The sequence below is a fragment of the Vibrio pelagius genome, assembly GCF_024347575.1.
Lineage (GTDB): Bacteria > Pseudomonadota > Gammaproteobacteria > Enterobacterales > Vibrionaceae > Vibrio > Vibrio pelagius.
On the sequence record NZ_AP025503.1, the window covers coordinates 35,800 to 60,074 of the forward strand.

16 protein-coding genes and 5 tRNA genes are annotated in these 24,275 nt (G+C 45.5%); 11 read left to right on the plus strand and 10 right to left on the minus strand.

Features of this window, described 5'->3' with window-relative positions:
• Nucleotides 1-42 precede the first annotated feature (42 nt).
• The 4 genes from ubiK to vsple_RS00185 all read right to left on the minus strand — a co-directional run bounded on the left by ubiK (nucleotide 43) and on the right by vsple_RS00185 (nucleotide 5,254).
• Complete coding sequence (ubiK, locus tag vsple_RS00170; RefSeq protein ID WP_032551009.1) at nucleotides 43-294, minus strand: ubiquinone biosynthesis accessory factor UbiK; 252 nt, start codon at nucleotides 292-294, stop codon at nucleotides 43-45.
• A 120-nt stretch (nucleotides 295-414) separates the two neighbouring features.
• Nucleotides 415-3,537: a multidrug efflux RND transporter permease subunit gene (locus tag vsple_RS00175; protein WP_261882327.1), complete on the minus strand. Its 3,123-nt coding sequence runs from the start codon at nucleotides 3,535-3,537 to the stop codon at nucleotides 415-417.
• 11 nt (nucleotides 3,538-3,548) lie between these two features.
• Nucleotides 3,549-4,655: an efflux RND transporter periplasmic adaptor subunit gene (locus vsple_RS00180; RefSeq protein WP_239842158.1), complete on the minus strand. Its 1,107-nt coding sequence runs from the start codon at nucleotides 4,653-4,655 to the stop codon at nucleotides 3,549-3,551.
• Between the two features lie 17 nt (nucleotides 4,656-4,672).
• Complete coding sequence (locus tag vsple_RS00185; RefSeq protein WP_255229534.1) at nucleotides 4,673-5,254, minus strand: TetR/AcrR family transcriptional regulator; 582 nt, start codon at nucleotides 5,252-5,254, stop codon at nucleotides 4,673-4,675.
• A gap of 180 nt (nucleotides 5,255-5,434) precedes the next feature.
• Here vsple_RS00185 and rep point away from each other — a divergent pair, with 180 nt between their 5' ends.
• Complete coding sequence (gene rep / locus vsple_RS00190; RefSeq protein WP_255229533.1) at nucleotides 5,435-7,453, plus strand: DNA helicase Rep; 2,019 nt, start codon at nucleotides 5,435-5,437, stop codon at nucleotides 7,451-7,453.
• 54 nt (nucleotides 7,454-7,507) lie between these two features.
• Here rep and vsple_RS00195 read toward each other — a convergent pair whose 3' ends face one another.
• Nucleotides 7,508-7,921, minus strand: a complete 414-nt coding sequence (locus vsple_RS00195; protein ID WP_255229532.1) for a c-type cytochrome — start codon at nucleotides 7,919-7,921, stop codon at nucleotides 7,508-7,510.
• A gap of 296 nt (nucleotides 7,922-8,217) precedes the next feature.
• Between vsple_RS00195 and vsple_RS00200 the strand changes: the two genes are divergently transcribed.
• The 10 genes from vsple_RS00200 to vsple_RS00245 all read left to right on the plus strand — a co-directional run bounded on the left by vsple_RS00200 (nucleotide 8,218) and on the right by vsple_RS00245 (nucleotide 16,510).
• Nucleotides 8,218-8,294: transfer RNA gene (locus vsple_RS00200), tRNA-Arg, on the plus strand.
• Between the two features lie 48 nt (nucleotides 8,295-8,342).
• Nucleotides 8,343-8,418, plus strand: a tRNA-His gene (locus vsple_RS00205).
• A 65-nt stretch (nucleotides 8,419-8,483) separates the two neighbouring features.
• Nucleotides 8,484-8,560: transfer RNA gene (locus vsple_RS00210), tRNA-Pro, on the plus strand.
• A gap of 43 nt (nucleotides 8,561-8,603) precedes the next feature.
• Nucleotides 8,604-8,679: transfer RNA gene (locus vsple_RS00215), tRNA-His, on the plus strand.
• Nucleotides 8,680-8,689: 10 nt separating this feature from the next.
• Nucleotides 8,690-8,766: transfer RNA gene (locus vsple_RS00220), tRNA-Pro, on the plus strand.
• Between the two features lie 1,060 nt (nucleotides 8,767-9,826).
• Entirely contained in the window at nucleotides 9,827-11,554 is a 1,728-nt protein-coding gene (locus vsple_RS00225) for a dipeptide ABC transporter ATP-binding protein (protein WP_261882328.1), read from the plus strand.
• Nucleotides 11,555-11,649: 95 nt separating this feature from the next.
• A complete protein-coding gene (locus vsple_RS00230) occupies nucleotides 11,650-13,203 on the plus strand; it encodes an ABC transporter substrate-binding protein (RefSeq protein ID WP_261882329.1) in 1,554 nt (517 codons plus the stop codon).
• 175 nt (nucleotides 13,204-13,378) lie between these two features.
• On the plus strand, nucleotides 13,379-14,356 hold the full coding sequence (locus vsple_RS00235; RefSeq protein ID WP_032551023.1) for an ABC transporter permease: 978 nt from the start codon (nucleotides 13,379-13,381) through the stop codon (nucleotides 14,354-14,356).
• A gap of 2 nt (nucleotides 14,357-14,358) precedes the next feature.
• Complete coding sequence (locus vsple_RS00240) at nucleotides 14,359-15,297, plus strand: ABC transporter permease (protein WP_255229529.1); 939 nt, start codon at nucleotides 14,359-14,361, stop codon at nucleotides 15,295-15,297.
• Between the two features lie 187 nt (nucleotides 15,298-15,484).
• On the plus strand, nucleotides 15,485-16,510 hold the full coding sequence (locus vsple_RS00245) for an SPOR domain-containing protein (RefSeq protein ID WP_261882330.1): 1,026 nt from the start codon (nucleotides 15,485-15,487) through the stop codon (nucleotides 16,508-16,510).
• Nucleotides 16,511-16,572: 62 nt separating this feature from the next.
• Here vsple_RS00245 and vsple_RS00250 read toward each other — a convergent pair whose 3' ends face one another.
• From vsple_RS00250 to vsple_RS00270, 5 genes are all read right to left on the minus strand, one after another.
• Entirely contained in the window at nucleotides 16,573-18,843 is a 2,271-nt protein-coding gene (locus tag vsple_RS00250) for a putative Ig domain-containing protein (RefSeq protein ID WP_261882331.1), read from the minus strand.
• Between the two features lie 305 nt (nucleotides 18,844-19,148).
• Entirely contained in the window at nucleotides 19,149-20,693 is a 1,545-nt protein-coding gene (locus vsple_RS00255) for a hypothetical protein (RefSeq protein WP_261882332.1), read from the minus strand.
• Nucleotide 20,694: 1 nt separating this feature from the next.
• Nucleotides 20,695-21,267 carry an ECF-type sigma factor gene (locus tag vsple_RS00260; RefSeq protein WP_261882333.1) on the minus strand — a complete coding sequence of 191 codons (573 nt, stop codon included), beginning with the start codon at nucleotides 21,265-21,267 and terminating at the stop codon, nucleotides 20,695-20,697.
• Entirely contained in the window at nucleotides 21,267-22,703 is a 1,437-nt protein-coding gene (locus tag vsple_RS00265; RefSeq protein WP_261882334.1) for a chromosome partitioning protein ParA, read from the minus strand. The genes vsple_RS00260 and vsple_RS00265 overlap by 1 nt, the downstream gene beginning before the upstream one ends.
• Nucleotides 22,704-22,705: 2 nt before the next feature.
• Complete coding sequence (locus tag vsple_RS00270; protein WP_261883095.1) at nucleotides 22,706-23,998, minus strand: serine/threonine protein kinase; 1,293 nt, start codon at nucleotides 23,996-23,998, stop codon at nucleotides 22,706-22,708.
• Nucleotides 23,999-24,275: the final 277 nt, after the last annotated feature.

The window sequence follows — 24,275 nt, forward strand, 5'->3', positions numbered from 1 at the left end:
TGATGCTTACACATCAACCCTTTTGTATTTTTGCATTGACGCTTATTTGTCAGCGAGCTTCGCTTCTAGATCTGCTAGTTTTTGTTCCATCTCAGTTAGCTTCTGACGTGTACGTAGTAGAACCTGAGTTTGAACATCGAACTCTTCACGGCTGACAACGTCTAGCTTGTTTAGTTGGCCTTGGATAACTTGGCGAACCTTTTGGTCCACATCAGAACCTAGCTCTTTCACTGGCTGAGGCATAGAGTCATGGATTTGTTTCGCAATCTGCTCTAGTTTTTTTGGATCAAACATATCAATTAAAACTCCTGATTATTTCCTACTATTCTATTTAATCGCAGTGGAGATGTCGCCTGTGACGTATAAAAAAAGGTCACCGAAGTGACCTTTTTGCGATTAACGTGAAACTCGAGGTTAGTTGTTGTCAGCCAACTCTCTTTGCGCCGCTTTCGCTTCGTCGACACGTGCTAGTTTCTCTAAGTCTTTATCTTCTACAAAAACCGGTAGTGGTTTGTGCTTCTCTGCTAGGTAGCTGTAGATAACAGGCAACACGAACAGCGTGAAGATAGTACCAATTGCTAGACCAGCAACGATAACAATACCGATACTGAAACGTTGAGCAGCACCTGCACCACTTGCGTACATCAGTGGGATAAGGCCTGCGATCATCGCTGCAGTGGTCATTAGGATAGGACGTAGACGAACCTTCGCCGCTTCCATTACCGCTTCAATACGTGATTTCTTGTTGTGCAGTTGCTCTTCTTTTGCCACCTCACAGATCAAGATACCGTGCTTGGTAATCAGACCAACCAGTGTGATCAAACCTACTTGTGAGTAGATGTTCATGGTTGCTGCACCCCACGCAAGGGCAATCAATGCACCACAGATCGCCAGTGGTACCGAAACCATGATAACCAGTGGATCTTTCACCGACTCGAACTGAATCGCCAGTACTAGGAAGATGATCGCCAGTGCTAAACCAAATGTTGCGTATAGCGCGCTACCTTCGGTTACGTATTGGCGAGCCTCACCCATGTAGTCATGGTTGTAGCCACTTGGTAACTTGGTCTCTGCAATGTTCTCAAACCATGCAATCGCATCACCCATCGCAGCGCCTGGTGCTGGTACTGCACCAATTGTTGCTGAGTTCAATTGGTTGAAGTGAGGAAGAGAGCGAGGCTCAGCCACCACATCAATAGTAATCAAACTGCCCAGAGGAACGGCTTTGCCATCAGCTGCACGCACGTAGTAGTTGTTCATCGATTCCGGGTTTAGACGGAACTTACGCTCAACCTGTGGGATAACCTCGTACGAACGACCATTGAGGTCGATACGGTTTACGTAACCATCGGACATCATAGTACCTAGCGTGATACCGATATCTTGCATGGTCACGCCGTAAGCACCCGCTTTGTCTTTGTCGATATTGATCTTCATGGTCGCTGAGTCGTAGTTCAGATCAAGATCTGAGTAAACGAATAGCGGGTTTGAAGATACTTCTGCCAGAATGTCTGTTGTGATCTGGAAAAGGCTCTCAAAGCTGTTTGGTGTTGTAATAACAAACTGAATTGGAAGACCTGAACCTGCACCTGGAAGCTCTGGCATTTGGAACGCCGTTACTGCCATTCCTGGAACATCTTTAACTAATTCACCTACACGGTTAGCAACGTCAGACTGACTGGTTTCACGCTCACTCCAAGGCACCATAGATGCAATACCAAAGGCTTGGTTTGCGTTTGGTACACCAGTAAACACCTGAGCGTACGCTACTTCCGGTTGATCAGATAGAATCGTGTTGACGTCGTTCATGGTGTTTTGCATGAAATCTAGGTTCGCATTCGATGGTGCGGTACCCATCAGCATGATTACACCTTTATCCTCAGATGGCGCGAGCTCACTCGGGATAAATTTGAACAGCATTGGCAGACTTGCAAATACGATGATAGCGAAACCAATGAACACTGGACGATGCTGCATAACAGCACCAAGCATGCGCTCATAACGGTTAGTCATACCATCAAGAACACTGTGCACCTTCTGCTCAAACTTACTTGGCTCAGCGTGAGCTTTAAGCATCTTTGAACACATCATAGGTGAAAGTGTTAGTGCTACGATGCCCGATACAAATACTGAACCGGCAAGTGTTAGTGCAAACTCTTTAAATAGTGAGCCCGTAATACCACCCATCATCGCGATTGGCGCGTATACCGCACCTAGCGTCAGTGTCATTGCAATAACTGGAACCGCGATTTCACGAGTACCAATGATCGCTGCACGGAATGGCGATTCACCAAGCTTGATGTGACGGTCAACGTTCTCAAGAACAACGATCGCATCATCTACCACCAGACCGATAGCGAGTACCATTGCCAGTAGCGTCATCAGGTTCCATGAGAAACCCATCGCCTGCATTACCATTGCCACACCGATTAGAGACAGTGGAATAGTAACGATTGGAATCAGTACTGCACGGAACGAACCTAGGAACAGTGTAATAACGACCAATACGATCAAAGCCGCTTCAAGAATGGTTTTAATAACCTCTTGAATAGATTCATTGATAGCGATAGTCGAGTCATACATCACGTTCATCGAGATGTTGCTTGGTAGGTTCTTCTCTAGTTGAGGAAGAAGCTCAAGTACATCTGCTGCAATGTTGATCGGGTTTGCACTTGGTGCTGCGTTAATCGCTGCAACAACCGCTTCCCGACCGTTGGCACTTGCTCGGTAAACATCGTGGCTCTTCTCTAGAGAAACCTTAGCAATGTCAGATAAACGGATAATTTCGCCTTCGCCGCTTCGTACTACAAGGTTTTCTAGCTCTTCTGTATTCGAAACCTGCGTGTCGGCACTACCGTTGTAAAGTACGAACTCACCCGTCGCTTGGCCTGTCGCTGATTGGTAGTTGTTAGCGTTCAATACCGTCATCACATCGCTAGCAGTGAGGTCAACTGCCGCCATTTTTGATGGGTCTAGCCATACGCGAAGGGCGTATTTCATGCCACCGTATAGATCAACCTTCGATACACCGTTTACCGTAAATAGCTGCGGGTTGATTACACGCTCTAGGTAGTCCGTAATCTGGCTCGAGGCCAATTCATCACTGGTAAAGCCAATGTACAGTACCGCCGTTGTCGAACCCGTAGACATGGTTACGGTTGGGTCTTCTGCTTCTTTTGGAAGCTGAGAACGTACCGAGTTTGTCTTGGCCAGTATGTCCGACAGAGCGGCATTTGGATCTGTGTTCAACTTCATGTTTACGGTAATGGTAGAGCTACCAAGAACCGAAGATGAAGTCATATAGTCGATGTTATCCGCTTGGGCAACTGCTTGCTCAAGAGGTTGAGTAATAAAACCTTGGATAAGATCGGCACTCGCACCGTAGTAACTTGTGGTAACGGTTACTACGGTATTCGTCATTTCTGGGTATTCACGCACCTGCATCTTGAAGATTGCTTGTAAACCAAGCAGTGCTATCAAAAAGCTGATGGATACCGCTAGAACTGGACGTTTAATGAAAACATCAGTAAAGCGCATTGTGACTCCAATTATAACTGAGGTGTTTCAGAAGGTGGTGTGATTGCATCACTCTCAACAACTCTCACCTTGGCACCATTACTTAGACGAACTTGACCTGAAGTCACGACCACATCACCCGCTTTTACACCTTCTAGGATGTGTGCGATGTCTGCAGTACGTTCACCTACTTTTACTACGTGTTGTGTAACGCGTTTCACGCCATCTTCTTCAGTCAAGATGTAAACATTGTCACCGTATAGAGTGAAAGTGATCGCTGTTTGAGGCAGCGCAACTTGGTTCTCTAGAGTCGGTAGAATGATGTTGGCACGAGCGAACATACCGCTACGTAGCTTGCCATCACTGTTTGGAATGTCGGCTTGAACTTGAATCAAACCACTTTGCACGCTTACTGCTGGTTCAATAGCACTAATAGAGCCTTCAAACGGTGTCTCTGGGTAAGCATCAACAAAGATATCGACCGCTTGGCCGACATTGATGCGAGAGATGTCCGTTTGAGAAACCGTAAAGCGCAGGCGCATCACACTGGTGTCTTCTAAACGAACGATATCCGTACCAGATTGAAGGTATTGACCTAGGTACACATTACGAATACCCACAGTACCGTCAAAGGGTGCGCGAATTTCACGACGAGCGATCGAAGCTTTTAGGCTCTCAATATCAGCAGATAAAGAGAAGTAGTTCGCTTCTGCTTCATCGTAGGCTTCTTTTGAAATAGAACCTTTTTTGAATAGGCCTTGGTAACGCTTGTACTTAGCTTGTGCAGCAGGTAGTCGCGCTTGAGAGCTTTTAAGATTTGCTTTCTCAACGTCAGAATCTAGACGCACTAATAGTTGATCGCTCTTAACTTCGGTACCCGACTCAAAAGAAATTTGATCGATAACACCACTGGTTTCATTCGCCAGTGTTACACCTTGGTTTGGCTCGATAAAACCGATAGCCTCGATTACTGGAACCCAGTCGATCGGCTGAACGTCAGTTACCGTTACTGGGAACTCAGGTTCAGGTCGGTTTGCCATGTATTCAGCAATTTTTTGTTGTTTGAACATGTTGAACCCAATAACGCTGCCAAAAAGAAGCACAGCAATGAGTAACATGAAGAAAGTCCACTTTTTCATTATGGTCAAAACTCCGATCAGTGTTGAATTATCGCATCCCAGCTCGCTTCAATGGCAGCTTCTAAAGCCTTATCATCGAGTTGGTAAAAACCTAAAGAATGCTTGCGGGCGAGTGACACACTTGCCGCTAAGCTCAGTCCACTTAATACTTGATTATCAAGTGGTTTAAATAGCCCTTGCTCTTTGCCTTCATCAAACAACAGCTCAACTTGGGCAAACATTTTTCTTTCTAGTTCCCTGAAAGTTTTGCTATTTGTTACAGGTAAAGAGTCGTATTGAACGCGGTTTTTTATCGCCGCTATGTCGGTACCAGCCAGGTTCCATATGTTGAGCCACATGGTTCTGTAACGCTGCTTAATCGGCTCTGAGTCATCGACTCCGGATTGAACCGCTTGTGCGATACGTTGAGTAACCTGAATGCGCACCTCTTCAATTAAGTGCTCTTTATCGTCAAAATAGCGATATATCGTGCCTGCAGCTACACCGGCTTCCTTCGCTAACTTCTGCATCGAAAGGCCTTGAAAGCCCTCTTCTGCAATCAGTCGTTCAGCAGCAGATAGAATCTGTAAGCGCTTATCTTGAGACGTATGATTACTCATAATCTTATCACTAATGAATGAACGTTCATTCATTATAGCTCAAGAACCATCCACTTATGCAAGTAAGTTTTGTACAAGTAGCGTAAAAATCTTGTACAAGAGAGCGTAGCATTCATAACATTGCAGCATTATTATAGGCGGAAATTCCAATTGACCCCCTGAGATGACATCGAGAATCTAATGAGACTGAACCCAAGACAAGACGAAGCCGTGAAGTACGTATCAGGCCCCTGCTTAGTGTTAGCGGGCGCAGGATCGGGCAAAACACGAGTTATCACCAACAAGATTGCTTACTTGGTTCAGGAGTGTGGCTACAAGGCGCGAAACATTGCAGCTGTGACCTTCACCAACAAAGCGGCTCGTGAAATGAAAGAGCGTGTTGGACAGACATTAGGTAAGAATGAATCTAAGGGGCTGATCGTTTCGACCTTCCACACCATGGGTTTGAACATCATCCGCCGAGAATATAAGGCGCTTGGTTTAAAAGCAGGCTTTTCACTGTTTGATGATCAAGACCAGCTCGCTCTACTCAAAGAGCTAACGGAAAAGCAGATCGATGGTGATAAGGACCTGCTGCGTCAGCTATTGAGCACCATCTCAAACTGGAAGAATGACATGCTCACGCCAGATCAAGCGAAAGCGCGTGCCAAAGGTGAGCAAGAGCAGCTCTTTGCTTTCTGTTTTGAAATGTACCAAAAGCAGATGAAAGCGTATAACGCGCTTGATTTTGATGATCTGATTGCAATGCCGGTATTACTGCTGAAGACCAATCAAGAAGTGCGTGAGCGTTGGCAATCTCGAATTCGTTATTTATTGGTCGATGAGTACCAAGATACCAACACCAGTCAGTATGAGTTAGTGCGTCTGTTAGTCGGCGAACGAGGTCGCTTGACCGTGGTAGGTGATGATGACCAATCGATCTACTCATGGCGTGGCGCGAAACCACAAAACTTGGTGCTCTTGGGTGAAGACTACCCGAATCTACGTTTAATTAAATTGGAACAGAACTACCGCTCAACCAGTCGTATCCTGCGAGCGGCTAACATCCTGATCGCCAATAACCCTCACGTGTATGAAAAGTCACTTTTCTCTGAGATCCCAGACGGTGAAAAGCTCAAGGTACTCAACGCTAAGAATGAAGATCATGAAGCGGAGCGCATAACCGGTGAAATCATCGCACACAAATTCTTAAATCGTACTGAATATAAAGATTATGCGGTGCTCTATCGTGGTAACCACCAATCGCGCCTGATTGAAAAAGCGCTGATGCAAAACCGTATCCCTTATAAAATCTCAGGTGGCACCTCTTTCTTTGCACGTGCAGAGATTAAAGACATTATGGCTTATCTACGTGTATTGGTGAATCCAGACGATGACAACGCATTCTTGCGTATTGTGAATACCCCACGCCGTGAGATTGGTCCGGTGACACTCGAGAAGCTGGGTAGCTACGCCAACATGCGTGGTAAGAGCTTGTTTGAGGCGAGCTTTGAGATGGGCTTGGAGCAGACACTGACAGGTCGAGGGTTAGAGAACCTGCGCCGCTTCACCGATTGGATTGTTCGTATCTCAGATAATGCAGAGCGTGGTAATACGGTTGATGCCGTTCGCTCTTTAGTTCGCGACATTAACTACGAAGATTGGTTATACGAAACGTCAGCGAGTCCGAAAGCGGCAGAAATGCGCATGAAGAACGTCTCTGATCTCTATAGTTGGATTGTGGCTGACCTTGAGGGTGACAACTACGATAAAGAAGAGAAGACATTGAGAGAAGTGGTTCAGCGACTGACTCTGCGTGACATGATGGAGCGTGGTGAAGATGACGATGACGCTGACCAAGTTCAACTGATGACTTTGCACGCCTCTAAAGGTCTCGAGTTCCCATATGTCTACCTAATGGGCGCGGAAGAGGGAATTCTTCCTCACCAAACCAGTATTGATGAAGGTAATGTCGAAGAAGAGCGTCGATTGATGTACGTGGGTATTACCCGAGCTCAGAAAGAGCTGACCTTTACTAAATGTCGTGAGCGTCGTCAGTTTGGTGAATTGATTAAACCAACGCAGAGCCGCTTTTTAGATGAATTGCCACACGATGATGTGGAGTGGGAGACAGTGAAGAAGCCTCAGTCACAAGAAGAGCGCATGGAGAAAGGCCAAGCGCATATCGCCAATATCAGAGCGATGTTTAATAAGAAATAAGTCAGGAAAACAAAAAGGAGACCATGTGGTCTCCTTTTTAGAATTTTGGTTTGCTTACAGACCAGCGATCATGTGCTCGATAGCGTCTTTGATCTCTTCGTCTGAACAGTCCATACATGAGCCTTTCGCTGGCATCGCGTTGAAGCCGTTGATTGCGTGGTCCGCTAGGATATCTCGGCCTTGAGCAATACGAGGTGCCCAATCCGCAGCATCACCCGTTTTTGGTGCGCCACTTACGCCAGATGCGTGACAAGCAATACAAAAAGTACCGTAAACAGTTGCGCCATCACGAGGACCAGTAGGTTCTGCTGCAACAGGTTCGCTGCCCACTAGGTAAACTTGACCAACGGGCTTGATGCGCTCAGCAATAGCATCATGCTCAGCTTGGCTCAGTTCTGATGCGACCGCTGTCGTTGAAAAAGTCACTGCTGCGATGACAAGGCTTAAAATTCGACGAGACATATCCATTAAACTCACTTTACATTCCCAAGGTAAGTACGTGCCTACCAATTATAGTGTTAGAGGGGTGTGTTGATTTAAGTTGCAAAAAGCGACTGTTAAATCAATGTAAATAATGGGTGATTATATCCCGATAAGTTGTTGCAATAAACAACAACTTATCGGCAATAGGGGGTTCTAGTACTCAAATAAGGGGTTTATCACATATTAACTGTCGAAAAAGAGAGCAAACGAGAAAAAAAATAAAAAAAGTACTAGACGACCTAGGGTGATATACGTATTATTCCACTCCGCCGACAGGGCATGCGCCTGTAGCTCAGCTGGATAGAGCGTTGGCCTCCGGAGCCAAAGGCCGAAGGTTCGAATCCTTTCAGGCGCGCCATCCGGACACTTGTTTCGACAAGTGAGAAATTGGCAAAAAGAAACAATGGTGGCTATAGCTCAGTTGGTAGAGCCCTGGATTGTGATTCCGGTGGTCGCGAGTTCGAATCTCGTTAGCCACCCCATTTTCTTTTAAGAATATCGGTAGCTTCGGCTCCCAGTTCTGATAAAATCGGAACAAAACATAAGTCGGTGAATAGCGCAGCTTGGTAGCGCATCTGGTTTGGGACCAGAGGGTCGGGGGTTCGAATCCCTCTTCACCGACCACTATTTCAATAATCGCTTCGGCGGTTATACAAAAAAATTAGTGGTGGCTATAGCTCAGTTGGTAGAGCCCTGGATTGTGATTCCGGTGGTCGCGAGTTCGAATCTCGTTAGCCACCCCATTAATTTTGTCGGTGAATAGCGCAGCTTGGTAGCGCATCTGGTTTGGGACCAGAGGGTCGGGGGTTCGAATCCCTCTTCACCGACCACTATAAGAAGCCTCGTCAGAAATGACGGGGCTTTTTTACGTCTGTAATGTAGATAATTTTTGGACCAGAAGGGCGGAGGCTGGTGCGCCAGTCCGATCGAATCCCTCTTCACCGACCACTATAAGAAAGCCTTAACTGGCCGTCCGCGTCAGAAATGACGGGCTTTTTTCATCTATCTTTCTCTGCCATCCTTAATAAAGCTTCTATTATTACTTCCTAGTACTTCCCGTCTATCTCTATAAACAAATGAACGATCAGTGTTGTCTATTTATCATTTTCAAATGCACTTAAAAGCATATGAACACCATCAAGTGGATAGGGTTTGCCCTAATTCAATACTACGGCGATTAATTTATTGAAGTGGTTGATGAAACTCTGCACCAATACTAAGCATTCTTGTCTTTTTGGGGCATTTTCATGATTGGGAGAATGTTGTTTTTCTTGGGTTGGTGAGGGATTTATCACCAAACCTTATTGAGACGATGTTTTGCTTATTGGGAAACTTTACTTAACCTTATTGAGGTTCAGGTTGGGAGAGTGTCTACGGTAATTTTTCTTTTCAAAGCTCTATGATCCCCCAAATATTACTGCCAGTTTTGAGTAGATCTTACTATCAATTCTGTAAATAAAACTTGGTTTAAACTTCTGTGTTTGTGATGTTATTTGGATTAAGTATCGGGTATTTTTACCAAACTTAGTTTATGTTTCTATAATGTTAATTGATTTTTGGAATAATTATTTACCTAAATTGACTAAAGGTAAAAAGTGCTTTAACGGTCAGGAAATCTTATACAAGTATATGTATAAAGGTGTTTGCTTGGCTTTTCTAATGCAAGATAAATGCTGAATTCTTCTTACTATATGCTTAACAACTGAATAATTATATGGTGTTTTTGCTTGCTTGACGTTTAATGTCGACTTTTTATCCTATTTTTGTTGCTTTTCTGTGAATTATTTGCCAAATTGTCAATCGTATAAAATATCAGAACATTATTCTGGTAAGAATGGATTCAATTTTGCAGACAGGGCAGAAAACTGCCAAAGCAGTAGAGGTCTGGTAATGTCACTTTTAGAAGTAAAAAATCTTCGTATCGAATACCCATCTCGTCATGGTGTGCACGCTGCGGTGAAATCGCTCTCGTTCAATATTGAGCGAGGAGAGATCGTGGGCGTAGTAGGGGAGTCTGGTGCTGGTAAGTCAACGGTTGGTAACGCGGTTATCGATCTACTGAGCCCTCCAGGTCGCATCGCGAGTGGTGAAGTCTTCTTAGATGGTGAGAAAGTATCAGGTTTATCACCTGAAGATATGCGCAAAGTACGCGGTTCAAAGATCGGGTTCATTTTCCAAGACCCGATGACATCTCTTAACCCTCTTTTCACCGTTGAGCAGCAACTGAAAGAGACGATCCACGCCAATATGAACGTTTCTGACGAAGAAGCGTATCAGCGCGCTCTGGATCTTATGAATCAGGTAGGCATTCCTCAACCTGAGAACCGTCTGAAACAGTACCCTCACCAATTCTCTGGCGGTATGCGTCAGCGTGTGGTTATCGCAATTGCACTGGCGGGTGAGCCAGATCTTATCATTGCTGATGAACCAACCACAGCACTGGATGTATCGATTCAAGACCAAATCCTAGGTCTGATTCGTGAGTTGTGTATCAAGAAGAATGTAGGTTGTATGTTGGTAACGCACGATATGGGTGTGGTTTCTAACGTAACCGATCGTGTCGCGGTAATGTACCGCGGTGACTTAGTTGAGTTTGGTCCAACGGCGCAAGTCCTTGGTACTCCTGAGCACCCATACACGCACAGCTTGATCTCTGCGGTGCCACGTTCGGATCGCAAACTTGATCGCTTCCCTCTGGTGAGCTACATCGAAGAAGCGCATGAGATGGAACCTCTGGATGTTAAAAACCACTGGTTGGGTCAAAGCCAAGATCACCGTGAATACACAGGTCCATTATTGAATGTGGAAAACGTAAACCTACGTTTTACCACTAAAGATTCGTTCTTTGAGAGCCGTCGTGAGTATGTCCAAGCTTCAAACAATGTGAGCTTTGAAGTGCATGAAGGGGAAACCTTTGGTCTTGTGGGTGAGTCTGGCTCAGGCAAATCAACAATTGCACGTGTGATTGCTGGTTTGTACGCACCAAACTCAGGCAAGGTTACCTTTGAAGGTGTTGATCTGACAGCCCTTAAGTCAGAGAAAGAGCGCCGTCCAATGCGTCGTCAGATGCAGATGGTGTTCCAAAACCCTTACACATCAATGAACCCTCGAATGAAGATATTCGACATCATTGCTGAGCCTATCCGTTTCCATAAGCTAACGCGTAACGAGAATGAAACGCGTCAGATCGTACACGATCTGTTAGATCACGTAGGTCTGGGTAAGATGGCGGGTGTTAAGTATCCACACGAATTCTCTGGTGGCCAGCGTCAGCGTATCTCTATCGCTCGTGCTCTGGCGACTCGTCCTCGTCTTCTGATCTGTGATGAACCAACGTCGGCACTGGATGTGTCGGTTCAAGCGCAAATCCTTAACCTACTAAAAGACCTACAGGATGAGCTAAACCTAACCATGCTGTTCATTAGTCACGATTTACCGGTTATTCGTCAGATGTGTGACCGCGTGGGTGTGATGCAGATGGGTACACTGCTTGAGGTTGCGCCGACCGAACAGTTGTTCCAATCACCTCAGCATGAGTACAGCAAACAATTGATTTCTTTAATGCCTGAATTTACAGGCTTACGTGAAGAAAAAGCAGTGGCGAACGCCGCGGTATAAATGTAAGCGGGCGAGGTTGAGCCTGCTTTAAAAAATAAAACAGACGCAAATACAACAACTAGGGATCTGGATTCCCGCATGAAGGAGTTATGCAAATGAAAACCATGAAAAGCAAATTAGCAGTCGCTTTGATGGCAGCTGGCCTAAGCTTTAGTGCAGCAGCAGCAGATATTACCGTTGGCTACGCAGCTGACCCAGTATCACTTGACCCGCACGAGCAGCTGTCTGGTGGCACACTGCAAATGTCTCACATGGTGTTTGACCCTCTAGTACGTTTCACTCAAGAGATGGATTTTGAAGGCCGCCTGGCATCTAGCTGGGAGCGTATTGATGAAACGACTTTCCGCTTTAACCTACGTAAGGGTGTGAAATTCCACTCTGGTAACGAACTAACAGCTGACGATGTTGTGTGGACTTTCGAGCGTCTACAAGCGTCTCCAGACTTTAAGTCTATCTTCGCACCGTATGAGAAGATGGTAAAAGTGGATGACTACACAGTTGAGCTAGTATCGAAAGCGGCTTACCCACTAGTACTACAAACAGCGACCTACATCTTCCCAATGGACAGCAAGTTTTACTCTGGTAAGACTGCGGATGGTAAAGATAAATCAGAGCTAGTGAAGCACGGTAACTCGTTCGCTTCAACGAACGTTTCTGGTACAGGTCCATTCATCGTTACTGAGCGTGAGCAGGGCGTAAAAGTTCAATTCAAACGTTTCAACGATTACTGGGACAAGGAGTCAAAAGGTAACGTTGATAACCTAACGCTAGTACCAATTAAAGAAGACGCAACGCGTGTAGCTGCACTTCTTTCTGGTGACGTAGACATGATTCACCCAGTAGCGCCAAACGATCACAAGCGTGTTAGTAACGCGAAAGGCATCGACCTTGTGACGCTACCTGGTACTCGTATCATCACGTTCCAAATGAACCAAAACAGCAACGAAGCTCTGAAAGATGTTCGCGTTCGTCAGGCGATTGTTCATGCTATCAACAACGAAGGTATCGTTAAGAAGATCATGAAAGGCTTCGCAACGGCCGCTGGTCAGCAAAGCCCAACAGGCTACGCAGGTCACAACGAGGATCTAGTGCCACGTTACGATCTTAAGAAAGCAAAAGAGCTGATGAAAGAAGCGGGCTACGCAGATGGCTTCACGCTAACTATGATGGCACCAAACAACCGTTACGTGAACGATGCAAAAGTTGCTCAAGCATCTGCAGCAATGCTGTCTAAGATCGGCATCAAGGTTGATCTGAAAACAATGCCTAAAGCGCAATACTGGCCTGAGTTTGACCTATGTTCAGCAGACATGATGATGATCGGCTGGCACTCAGATACAGAAGATTCTGCGAACTTTAACGAGTTCCTAACCATGACTCGTAACGAAGAGACAGGTCGCGGTCAGTACAACTGTTCTGGTTACTCAAACCCAGAGATGGACGCAGTCGTAGAAGCATCTAACACTGAAACGGATCCTGCTAAGCGTTCTCAAATGCTGAAAGGCGTTGAAGCGACACTTTACAACGACGCAGCATTTGTACCGCTACACTGGCAAAGTGAAGCGTGGGGCGCGAAGTCTAACGTTGGTGCGGCTGATATCGTTAACCCAATGGTGATGCCTTACTTCGGTGACCTAGTTGTAAAATAATCTAGCTTGCTAGGTGCGAGAGCCTGTTGGTTCAGGCTCTCACTATTTAAGTTGTTCTATTAAGTTTCGGTATTTAGTCTTCCTTCAGTCTGGCTAGATACCTTTTTTAAGACTGAATATTTGTTGTCTGGTTACGGATTTAACTAGACAGTCATGGATAGATAAGGGGCAAGGAATGTTTACGTTTCTGGTCAAGCGCCTGTTTCAGGCACTGATAGTGATGTTTGTGATCAGTTTGGTGGCGTTTGCCATTCAGGATAACCTGGGCGACCCGTTACGTGAGTTGGTAGGTCAGTCTGTTTCAGAAGCGGAGCGTCAAGCGCTGCGTGATGAACTGGGCCTCAACGATCCCTTCATTACAAAATACACTCGCTTTGTAGGGGCTGCTCTACAGGGTGATCTTGGTACCTCGTACTTCTTTAAGCGTCCAGCTGTGGACGTTATTTTAGATAAGCTGGTAGCCACACTTGAGTTAGTGTTTGGTGCATCGCTTATCATTGTTTGTTTGTCGATCCCGCTTGGGGTTTACTCGGCGATTCATCCAAAAAGCTTCTTTACCAAGTTGGTGATGGCGGGCAGTAGTATCGGTATCTCAATTCCGGTGTTCTTAACGGCCATTATGCTAATGTATGTATTCTCTATTGAACTTGGCTGGCTGCCTTCTTATGGGCGTGGTGAAACCGCCAACTGGCTTGGCTGGGAGTCTGGCTTCTTTACGCTGGATGGCCTTGCACACTTAGTTCTGCCAAGTATTGCGCTAGCTTCTATCATGTTGCCGCTATTCATCCGTCTCGTACGTTCTGAGATGCTGGAAGTACTGAGCTCTGAATACATCAAGTTCGGTAAAGCGAAAGGCTTAGCACTGAACAAGATCTACTACCAACATGCGCTGAAAAACACCATGCTCCCTGTACTAACGGTGGGTGGTGTTCAGATTGGTACTATGGTGGCTTACACCATTCTTACTGAAACCGTATTCCAGTGGCCGGGTACCGGCTTCCTATTCCTTGAAGCGATTAACCGAGTGGATACACCACTGATTACCGCATACGTTATTTTCGTTGGTCTGATTTTCGTCGTAACCAACACCATTGTTGACCTGCTATACGGCATCATTAACCCAACAGTGAACATTACAGGGAAAGGAGCATAATCATGGAACAATCAACAACAGCTCCATCTCGTTGGGAGCGCTTCAAGCAGTCAGACATTCTGTACTACTTTTTACGTGACAAAGTGGCGATGTTCAGCTTCGCTGTCTTTACCGCATTCTTGGTGATGGCTCTGGCTGCGCCGATTATCGCACCGACTGACCCATACGATGTGACGTCGATTGATATTATGGACTCTGAGCTACCGCCATCATGGATGGAAGATGGTGACGAGCGTTTCCTTCTAGGTACAGATGAGCAAGGTCGTGACATTCTATCTACCATGCTTTACGGCTCGCGTCTGTCGCTAACGATTGGTTTCTTGGCGGTCGGTCTTCAGCTAACACTGGGTATCATTATTGGTCTGTCAGCGGGTTACTTCGGTGGTCGTATCGATAGCTTCCTAATGCGTTTCGCTGATGTTCAGCTTTCGTTCTCTACTATGATGGTTGCGATCATTGTTTCGGCTATCTTTAAGGCGAGCTTTGGTAGTGATTTCTACGCTCAGTATGCAGTAGTGATGCTGGTGGTGATTATCGGTATTGCTGAATGGCCGCAGTATGCGCGTACGATTCGTGCGTCGGTATTGGCGGAGAAGAAGAAAGAGTATGTCGAAGCGGCACGTGTTATGGGCTTTAAAGCACCTCGCATTATGTTCCGTCACATTCTACCGAACTGCCTATCTCCAATTTTGGTTATCTCTACAGTACAGGTGGCAAATGCCATCATGTCAGAAGCGGCACTTTCTTTCCTAGGTCTTGGCCTTCCGGTAGATCAACCATCGCTTGGCGCACTGATTAGTATCGGTTTCAACTACATCTTCTCTGGTGCATGGTGGATTACTGCCTTCCCAGGTGTGCTATTGGTAACGCTGGTACTGGTTATCAACCTGCTTGGTGACTGGTTACGTGATGTGTTTAACCCGAAAATTTATAAAGGTTGATCCCGAGCGATTGATTTTTAATAAAAAAGCTCACTAAACTAAGAGCCGTAAGTAATTACGGCTCTTTTTTTGCTTATAGTTTAGGAACTATGAGTTATTGATCTAGTCAATAATGTCTAAAATGGAATTCATTTATTATCGATATTAAGTCGGTGATAATTTTACCCCTGAGGGTTGAGTGATGGGTATGAAATTGACAATAAATGCAGTATGTCGAGGTTCTCGTAAAGGGTTAGGTTTAGCACTGTTCACAGTCGGTGCGTCATTATCTGGTTATGTGAATGCAGAGTCGGTGCTTTGTGATGCGACTCAAGCCAGTGCAGATCAACTGCCTCAGTTAGAAGCTTCTTGTCCAATCGGTAAAGGGATATGGGGGAGTAAAGCACCCAAAACTCATTCAGAAAGTAACCTTTTCTGGGTTCAGTGTGGACTGCTCAATGACCCACTGCCGCTAAAGAAGGCGAAACCTATCTATAAAAATATCTCGACCAATGTATGGATGAAACCAGAACAAGGTAACTACCGCTGCTTGATTGGTCCTTACTCCAATTATGCGGATGCACGTAAAGAGTTGCTACAGGTTAGGAAGGTATCGGGCTACAAAGAAGCCTTTATCCGCATGGTTGATAAATCTCAATCAACTAATGTTGCACCACTGGCTGCCGCGACTGCAAAAACGGATAAAATGACCGCTCCTAAAGCTCGAGTGGAAGCGCAACCTGTAGAGCGCACCGCGGCAAAAGCACCTGCGACGGCAGCGGTTGCCAAAGCTTCTGCGCCAGCACCTAAGGCTCCTGCTCCTAAAGCTATAAGCAAACCTGTTTCTACTGGGTCGATGGCAATCCAATCTCTACCAGATCATTCGAAAAACAGCAGTGATACCGAGGTCGAGGTACGTTTAAGCGCTTCTGTTTCAGGTAAGACCTACGCTGTTCCTTACATTCTTGATGGTCAACAACAGTTTTATATGGAACAAGGCAAACCTTGGAGCCGTTTGGATTACGACCAAGCGCAAAAGACGTGCAATGGCTTAGGTATGGGGCTGTTGAGTGAAAAAGATTGGCAAACTATTTTGAACTCAAAAGTGATGGAGCAAAAAGATTGGCCAATGCATCTACCTTACTGGGGGGCACAGAAGAAAGGCCTCTTTACCAATGGCAATATTACTCAACTTAAAGGCTCATCACTTCTCAACGTGATGTGTGTGAAGTAGCCGGATACACCAAATAGACGAAAGCCCCGCGAGTGCGGGGCTTGTTCATATTCTATAGCTCGTTATTTAATCCAAGCATCATGAATGGATTTAATGATCTCTTTATCTTCTGATGCAATGAAGAAAAAGCCGAAGTCATTCAAATCACGTCCCCATTGTGCGTCTTTGTCGCTGTCACCAACGCCGATCTGTACATCGCCGAAGTCACGGTAGGTGAAGTAACGACGTAGAATGTCACGGTTTACATCCTCATTGAACTCAGGAAGTCCAACATACGATAGACCGCCGGTAGGTGGCACTTCTTCATATACCCAGTTACCAGACCAACCTTCGTCTGGGAAGCTAACGGATGATACACGGTAGGTGCCTTCAGCTAGGACTGTTTCTGAATCAAAGCCTGATGTTTTGGTAACTGTGTAATCAAACTGATCAAGCAAAGGATCGATTTTATTGTAAGCTGTCGCATCATCTATCAGAAGGTATTCTGTGTATTGGTCACCTTCTGGACGATTTGATGGACTAGGGTAAGCAAAGGTGTTGTAGATTGAGCCAGTGCTGTCTTCTGTTGAGTCTAACCAGAATAACTCTACAATATTACCCTCATCCAAAGTCATGATGATCTGGTAGTCATTGTTCTCGGTAATGTGTTGGTAAACCATAGAGATAGTGGTTACAGAACCTGGTTCATCACCTTCAACTTCTAATGTGCCATCAGTATTGAGTTTTGCTGGCATACAGTCATCGCCACCAATGACGTTACCGTTATTTGCTTTGTATTCTGCAGCTTGGTAATCAAATGTTTCCATCCAGCTCTTACGACTGATTGTGCTGTCAGCGTCATCTTCTGAAGCCCAACATAGTACATGTTGACCCGCTTCCATGCGAAGTGATGCAAATGCGAACTCACCGTCACCGTAGTCAAAGCTACCCATTTGCCACACGCCACCTTTATCAAAGTGTGCTTGAGTGAAGCCCAGTTCAGATACTGGTGGCTCTACAGGGGTGCCTTTTAATACTTCCGGCAGAGTAAACGTTACGTAGGTTGGTTCGTTATCGTCATCCACACCACCGACATTGAAAGTTTGTCCTGCTGGGTATGACTTACTTGGTGTGCCTGAAATAGTAACGATTGAACTTGTGTCTTCCGTTGGGGTAATGGTTAAACCATCAATAGTCAGTCCACCAGAACGATACTTAACAATAGCGCCATCTGTATCGTTAAATAAGCCGGCTAAGTCGATAGTTTGGTTGAACAATTCACCTTCTTGAAGTTGCCAGCCATTAATCACACTTTGTAGCCTGTTTTGTTCTTCTGTGTCGATTTCTGGAGCTAGGTTATCAGCCAACTTTGTGACTTTAAGATTCAGAGGGTATGACAATGCACCATGAGCATCTTTTGCGAAGATTTGGTAATTGTAAGTGCCAGCCTTAGTAAGGTCGCCACTAATAATACCTGTATCGCTATCGATCACTAGTCCATTGAGATCATTAGCGAGCTCTTTGAGTTCGAACGTTAATGTATCGTTCTCTACGTCTTGGAAGTAAGCTGAAGCATTCAGTTCTACCCATACGTCTGAAGACTCAAGCGTGATGCTCTCTAGTGCACCATTCTTGTTGTCCACAGGACGAGAGTTAGGAGTTACGGTGATCGGGTTGCCATCGGTAGGAACCTCTACGACCGGAGAGAAGTCTTCTAGGCTCTCTTCTTTCTCGATGATTGTCTGAGCTGCGCCTGCGACTTTATCCGTCAGTTCTAGTTGTTTATCGACAGCTAAGCCTGAATTATCAACTAGCTTTTCACCGATAGCATTGAGTGCTTTTGCTTGCTCAGATCTATCAGCAATGTAGTCACCAAAGATCAGATCTTGAGAGGCTGTTAGGCCTGAGTTTGTCACTGACGTAACAACTTTATTTTCAGCATCTTCTTGCGTCAATGTATCATCAGCCGCTAATTGCTCAACAACCATATTGGTCATTGGGCTAACAACGGTAGCGCCTGCGGTAGCCGCGAGATCGAAGTTGGATGTGACTAAACCACGAGTTTTATCGATTGTTTGGCCAGCAATTGCTTTGATAAAAATGGCGTTGTCTTTGTACTCATTTGGAAGAGTAATTTCACCGTTTGCATCGGTATTGCTATCAAGCTGTTTATCTTCTGAGTCCCATTTGAAGTTGTTATTAGTATCAACCCAAACTTGAGCATTCTCTAGATAACCATCGATAGCCGTGATCACAACACCACTTGGAGTAGCACTAGAGCTATCACCATCTGAACCACCACAGCCTGTGAGAGCGAAAGCCACTGACGCTGCTAGTAAACTAACTTTTTTCATTTCATATCCTTTGTAAAGAGCTCTAGCCAAGCCCTATTTTGTTTTGTTTTCTGAGGCTTATATCAATTAGATAAATGTTTTACTTGGGATTGAGTACGTTTTCAACGTACGTAAAATCAAAAAAAAACCGTAAAATTTATTCGATTTTTGTTTGAAAAAGTGGATGACTAAGACTTTATGTAGGAAGTGATGCTTGAGAAGGGAGAAGGAAATAACAATCGATGAAATAACGCTGGAGTGGGTGTCAGATTACCTGAAGCCGACACTGATACTTTTCGCGCCGGCTTGCAGGTGTTGTGGCGTTATCAAGCGTCGGGGTCTAGATATCTAACATTGAGTTTCATCTCTTCAACCTTATGACGCCACTCTTTCTTAGGGCGGAATATGATGCTAAATACTTCGCCATGTTTAAACTCATCGAATTCCAAGAAATCGACATCTAAGTATGAGTATTGAAGGTGACCTAGCGGACGCTTGGCACACTCGATCGGCTCAAGATTTTCGCCGATGGTTTGACCAATGATGTCGCCATACACCCCTTGTCCGCCAACGGAGTAGTAATCAAACTTACTGAGTAAATCTTCGCAGACAACCGTTGTGTTGTATGACTGAACATTGAGGTCACCATCCATTCGATCTTGCCATGCTGGATTGGTTTGTTGAGCGTTACTTAGGTGCATGCCATACCAGCCTAGGTAGTAGTGACCATCGTTAGCTAAATACATATAGTTGAGTGGTGTTAGCTGCAGAGCTTCTAATCCTGTCACAGTGTTTATGCGTTGTTCTATTTGCGCTTTCGAGGCCACCGTGTAAGTTTCATACTCATTGCCCATTTTAACTTGAGTGACATAAGCGGTAGTGAAGGTTGGGTGATTTGGGTAAGTCTCCAAAATTTTCCAGCGCATGTCGGTATCAAAAATAGACTGGTTGCTAGAGACAACTAAGATATCACCATCGACATGATAGCTTCCGACCTTACGCAGAGCGTGCTCATTCGGGCAGGTAGTGAGATTGCTCGAAGAGGCGAAGAACACTTCGTCGTTGATGAACTTAAAGGCTTCGCAGTAGACCTTTTCGTAGTTGTACGTCCTACCGGCAAATTGATGGTTGGTCTCCAGTCGATACCAAGTTTCGCCAATCAAAGGGTGTAAGCCGTCCTCCTCTATGCCTGAAGATATAGAAGGAAGTGAAAAGCGTGTGGTAACCCAAGCACTTTCTTCTGAGCCGTGATAATCATCTTTAGCTCGAGCAATCAGTTGTGTCGGTGCTTCTCCAACTTTCGGGGTGCCTTGTACGCTTGTTCTTCCGCCGAGATTCGAAACCGAAAACTTAGGATGATTGACGGCAATTTGTGTTGTCAGTAAATCATCATCTGGATCTTCAAATAGGCCGGTAACATCGATCGAGTAGTTAATCGGAGAGTTCTCGGTAAAGGACCATTGATTGATTTCATGTTGAATACTTTGCTGTACTGCTGGGTTTACTTGTGGTTTCTGGTTGCGATCGGCGCGGTCTTTGTCGTCAGCGACAATCAAGGTTTCGGTATCACTGTAAAATTTCTCAGCTTGATCCTCAAATCGATCCGTTTGGCTTTCGAACGTAGCCGATGGGAATGACACCTCTGATAGGGTTGACTCGGCTTTGCTTTCTATCCGTGTTGTTGAGGATGTGCGATTTTGCACAGATGCATCGATAACGACGCTCTGCGAGGCTTCAGTGGCAGCTTGTCTGACAGATGTGTTGTCTTTGATTGGTAGGGAAGCATTCACTTCTTCAGATGCAAGCCAAGGTGGCAGCAGGACGAGTGCCGCGCATCCAGAGACAACTAAAAAACAGAGGCGCTTTTTCATGTTAAACCAGTTTGCTTTGTAACCAACAACGGGAGAATTTGAGGTCTTTCTCTATTAAGCTTGCACTGCATTCAAGCAGTTCGCTGATCTCCTGGTTTCGCATCCCCATCAGATACTTGAGTTTTAGCGCTTGCGATTGGCGAGGGTAGTGGATGCTGAAGTTATCGATGGCTTTATCCATCATCATAAACTGTTCAAACTTGTCGCCGTCATTGTCGCTTACCATCGTCATTTGCTGGCGCTTTTGTGCCTGTAGATGACGAGCGTTATCGATAAGAATCTGGCGCATTACTTTAGCTGCCATCAAAAAGAACTCTTTTTTGTTCTCGATTGATTGCAGATCTGAAGAGGATATTTTCAGGTAGGCATCGTGAATTAATGCGGTGGTGCTATTCATGCTGTCACTCAGCACTTGGTTATCAGTGCCGTACTTCTGTGCGCTACGAGTGCGCTCTTGCTGGGCGATCTGGCGAAGCTGTAAGTAAGCGAATTGATACAGGTCTGCTTCGGCGCTTTTGTCGCCGGATTGCCATTGGTGGATGATCTGTGTGATATCTGGAGTTGTTGCTTCCATTAGCTGTTAGACCTCACTTTAGTAAACTCAGAAACAGATAGGGTGCTGATATTATGGGATTTATCTGGGTTTAGCGAAATTTTTTGTTTGAATCTATAGAGGATGCCTTGGTCCCAGTTCTTACCTGCAGGCAAGTATTCCCACGCAGTGAAATGTTGTTGAGGTACAGAGTCGTACCAACGAACAGCAACATTCATCTGAGCAAGGGATACCGTTGGATCTGGGTTGCTTAGCCACCACATATCACCAAACTTTTCCGTCACATCCTTTGTGTATTGCTGGTGGTTTGTTGGGCAGGCTTCAGATTCACTAGGCCCTAACAGAACGCGTTTATCTTTAACCAATAGACACTCTGTGATGATGTCGGCGTGCTGATATTGAGTGTGTTGCCAGACACCTTCGTAAGGGATGTGGTTACCACGCTCATTGGTGTAGGTGAACCAGATCATCTCACTCTTGTTAGCATGACGAACGTGCTCCTTTTGGCCCAAGCCTTGGGTTTTCTCCATCAGGAGTTCGGTCTCGGTATCGAAATCCAAAGCGACCGTTCGATATTTCCAGTCCCCTTCATCGTCGAAGTCTTCGATTGAGAAGCCACTTAGATCGTGGCGGGTGCAACCTGTTTGTGCGCAGCTAGTAAAGCCTGTCCAGCCATCGCCGATGGATAATGGTTCACGGATGATTTCTTGAGGTGTGTGGTAAGGGAGTAGGTTACAGCCGTTGAAATAGTCACCCGTTCCCGGGAACTGAATCAGCTCAGTGTCGGTAATTTGGTAGCTTAGCTCGCCAATGGGCCCCTTATATTTTGGGTTGGCGCGATGAGCCAAATCGTAGAAGCAGGCTCTTCCCGCGTAATCTTTTTTGGCGATGATGATGTTGTGCAGCACTTTGTCTTTTGGAGAGAAAATGATCTCCTCAGAGGCAAAGTTGTCTTTGATGTACTCCTGACTCTGATTCAGATGCTCAGCTGCTTCCTTAACGGAAACCAACTCGATACCAAGGTCTTGGTCATCTAGGTAGCTCAAATCTAGCTTCTTAAGCTTCTTTTGAAACTCGACGTCCGACAACACCTTACTGGCTAAGATGATCTCATCGCGATGCTCCGGCGTGTCGTCGAGCGACAACAACAGGCGCGTCATGTTGATACTGCGGCTTGGGCGCGTCGATGACAACGTTGGTGTAATGACTTCTTGGCCAGATAGAGTGGTCAGTAAGTAGCCCGAGTTATCGGTGCCAATAAAGAAACTCACGATATCACCGGAGTTGTATTGGAACGCCCCTTTGTCTGTGGTGCCGGTGAGGTTTGAGCTGGTCTCATAGTAGAGTCCAGAAACTGGCGAATCAATAAAGTACCCAGTCAGAGATTGGTTATTTTCAGCGTGCGCGCTTAGGCTCAAAGCGCACGTTACAATACAAGGTAAGAGAGCTTTTTTCATAATCAGTTACTGGATGAATTTGGTTTGTTTTTATTAGTCACGGATTTTTCGGGTGCTGGTGTTAGCATCGCCAATAGCATTTTTTGCTTCACGTCTTTGGGTAAATCTGGGTTCGAAAGTATGCGACGCCTGGTGAGTTCGAGCATGGTCCCCACCGACATTTTGGCAGCATCACTGCCCTTAGCATGAAACAGCAGGCTTGTTACCTCGTACATCATCTCCTCGGCAACCTGTTTCTCTTTTTGCAGTTGCAGATTTTTGTGGAAGATTGCGGTTGAAAAGGAGGCGCCTGAAATCAATAAAAGAATAGTGAGAGCACTCTGTACTGGACGACGTTTCAGTAGTTTGGATAGAGTGTGGAGCGGGTGCTTCTCGCGGAGCGAGATAGGTCTGCACTCCAATATTCGGACGATATCTTGGCGCAATTCGCCCACACTGGCATAGCGCCGACTAGGTTCATCTTGTGTCGCCTTTTCAACAATAAGATCGATATCCAAGTTGGGTGAAGAATCGAAGATCAGCGCTAGAATTTTACCTAATGAATAAATATCGCTTTGTTGAGTTAAAAACTGTCCCGCAGCTTGTTCTGGGCTTGCATAAGCCTTGCTGTAAGCTGTGAGCAGAGATGCGTCGGTGTTTTTGTCCGGTACTGGTTGCTTAACTTTTTGAGTCAGGTTGAAATCCAAAATCTTAGGTGAACCTAGCGGGTCAATTAAGATGTTCTCTGGTTTGAGATCTGCGTGTAATACCTGCTTTTGGTGCGCGTGCTCAATGGCGGAACACACCTCTTTGAAGAGGTTAAGCTTTTGCTTTTCACTCAATATACGATTCTGCAAATGCAGTGAGAGCGTCTCACCTTCTACACGTTCCATGACGATGTAGACCGACTCCTCATAGACCCCACCATCAAACACTTTGGCGATGCAAGGGTGGTTGAGATGAGCAAGCAACTGCGCTTCTTGAAATAGTGCATGTTCCCCGAGGATATGCGAGAGGGCTGGTTGAATGAATTTCACCGCCAAATCTTGCTCAAAGGTTCTGTCCGCCCGGCTCGCCGCGTAAACAATACCCATACCACCACGACCCAGTTCATGAGAGATCTGGTACTTGTCGACTAGTGTGTTGGTGAGGTCGAACTCTGCTTCAGTTGCTTGCTGTGCGTGGAAGCCGAACAGCGATGTGATCTGCTCTGATGGTCCCTCGTTCACAAGAGGAAGAATTTGCTGGTATAAGCCGGGCTGTTCAGCCTTTAATCGCTCTAGATAAAGACGTTTTTCTCTATCTGATAGATCCATGAGGTGATAGAAAACTTCAGTGGACCCACTGCTTTTATTTTGCACAACTGATCTTTTTTGTTTTTTATTATTTGGGCATTCTATAAGAGTTTTTGATGTTTTTTCGACATTTTTATCAATTACATATGAAAAAATGAGCTAACGAGTCGCATTTTTGAGAAAGCGGGTGAGAATTTCAACGTGTGATCTTCTCCCCAAAATTTGATTCTTACTTTTTCTATCTAGAAGTTGAAATTCTGTAAATGCATGAGGGTGTATTTATCGGTGAAGGTTATCG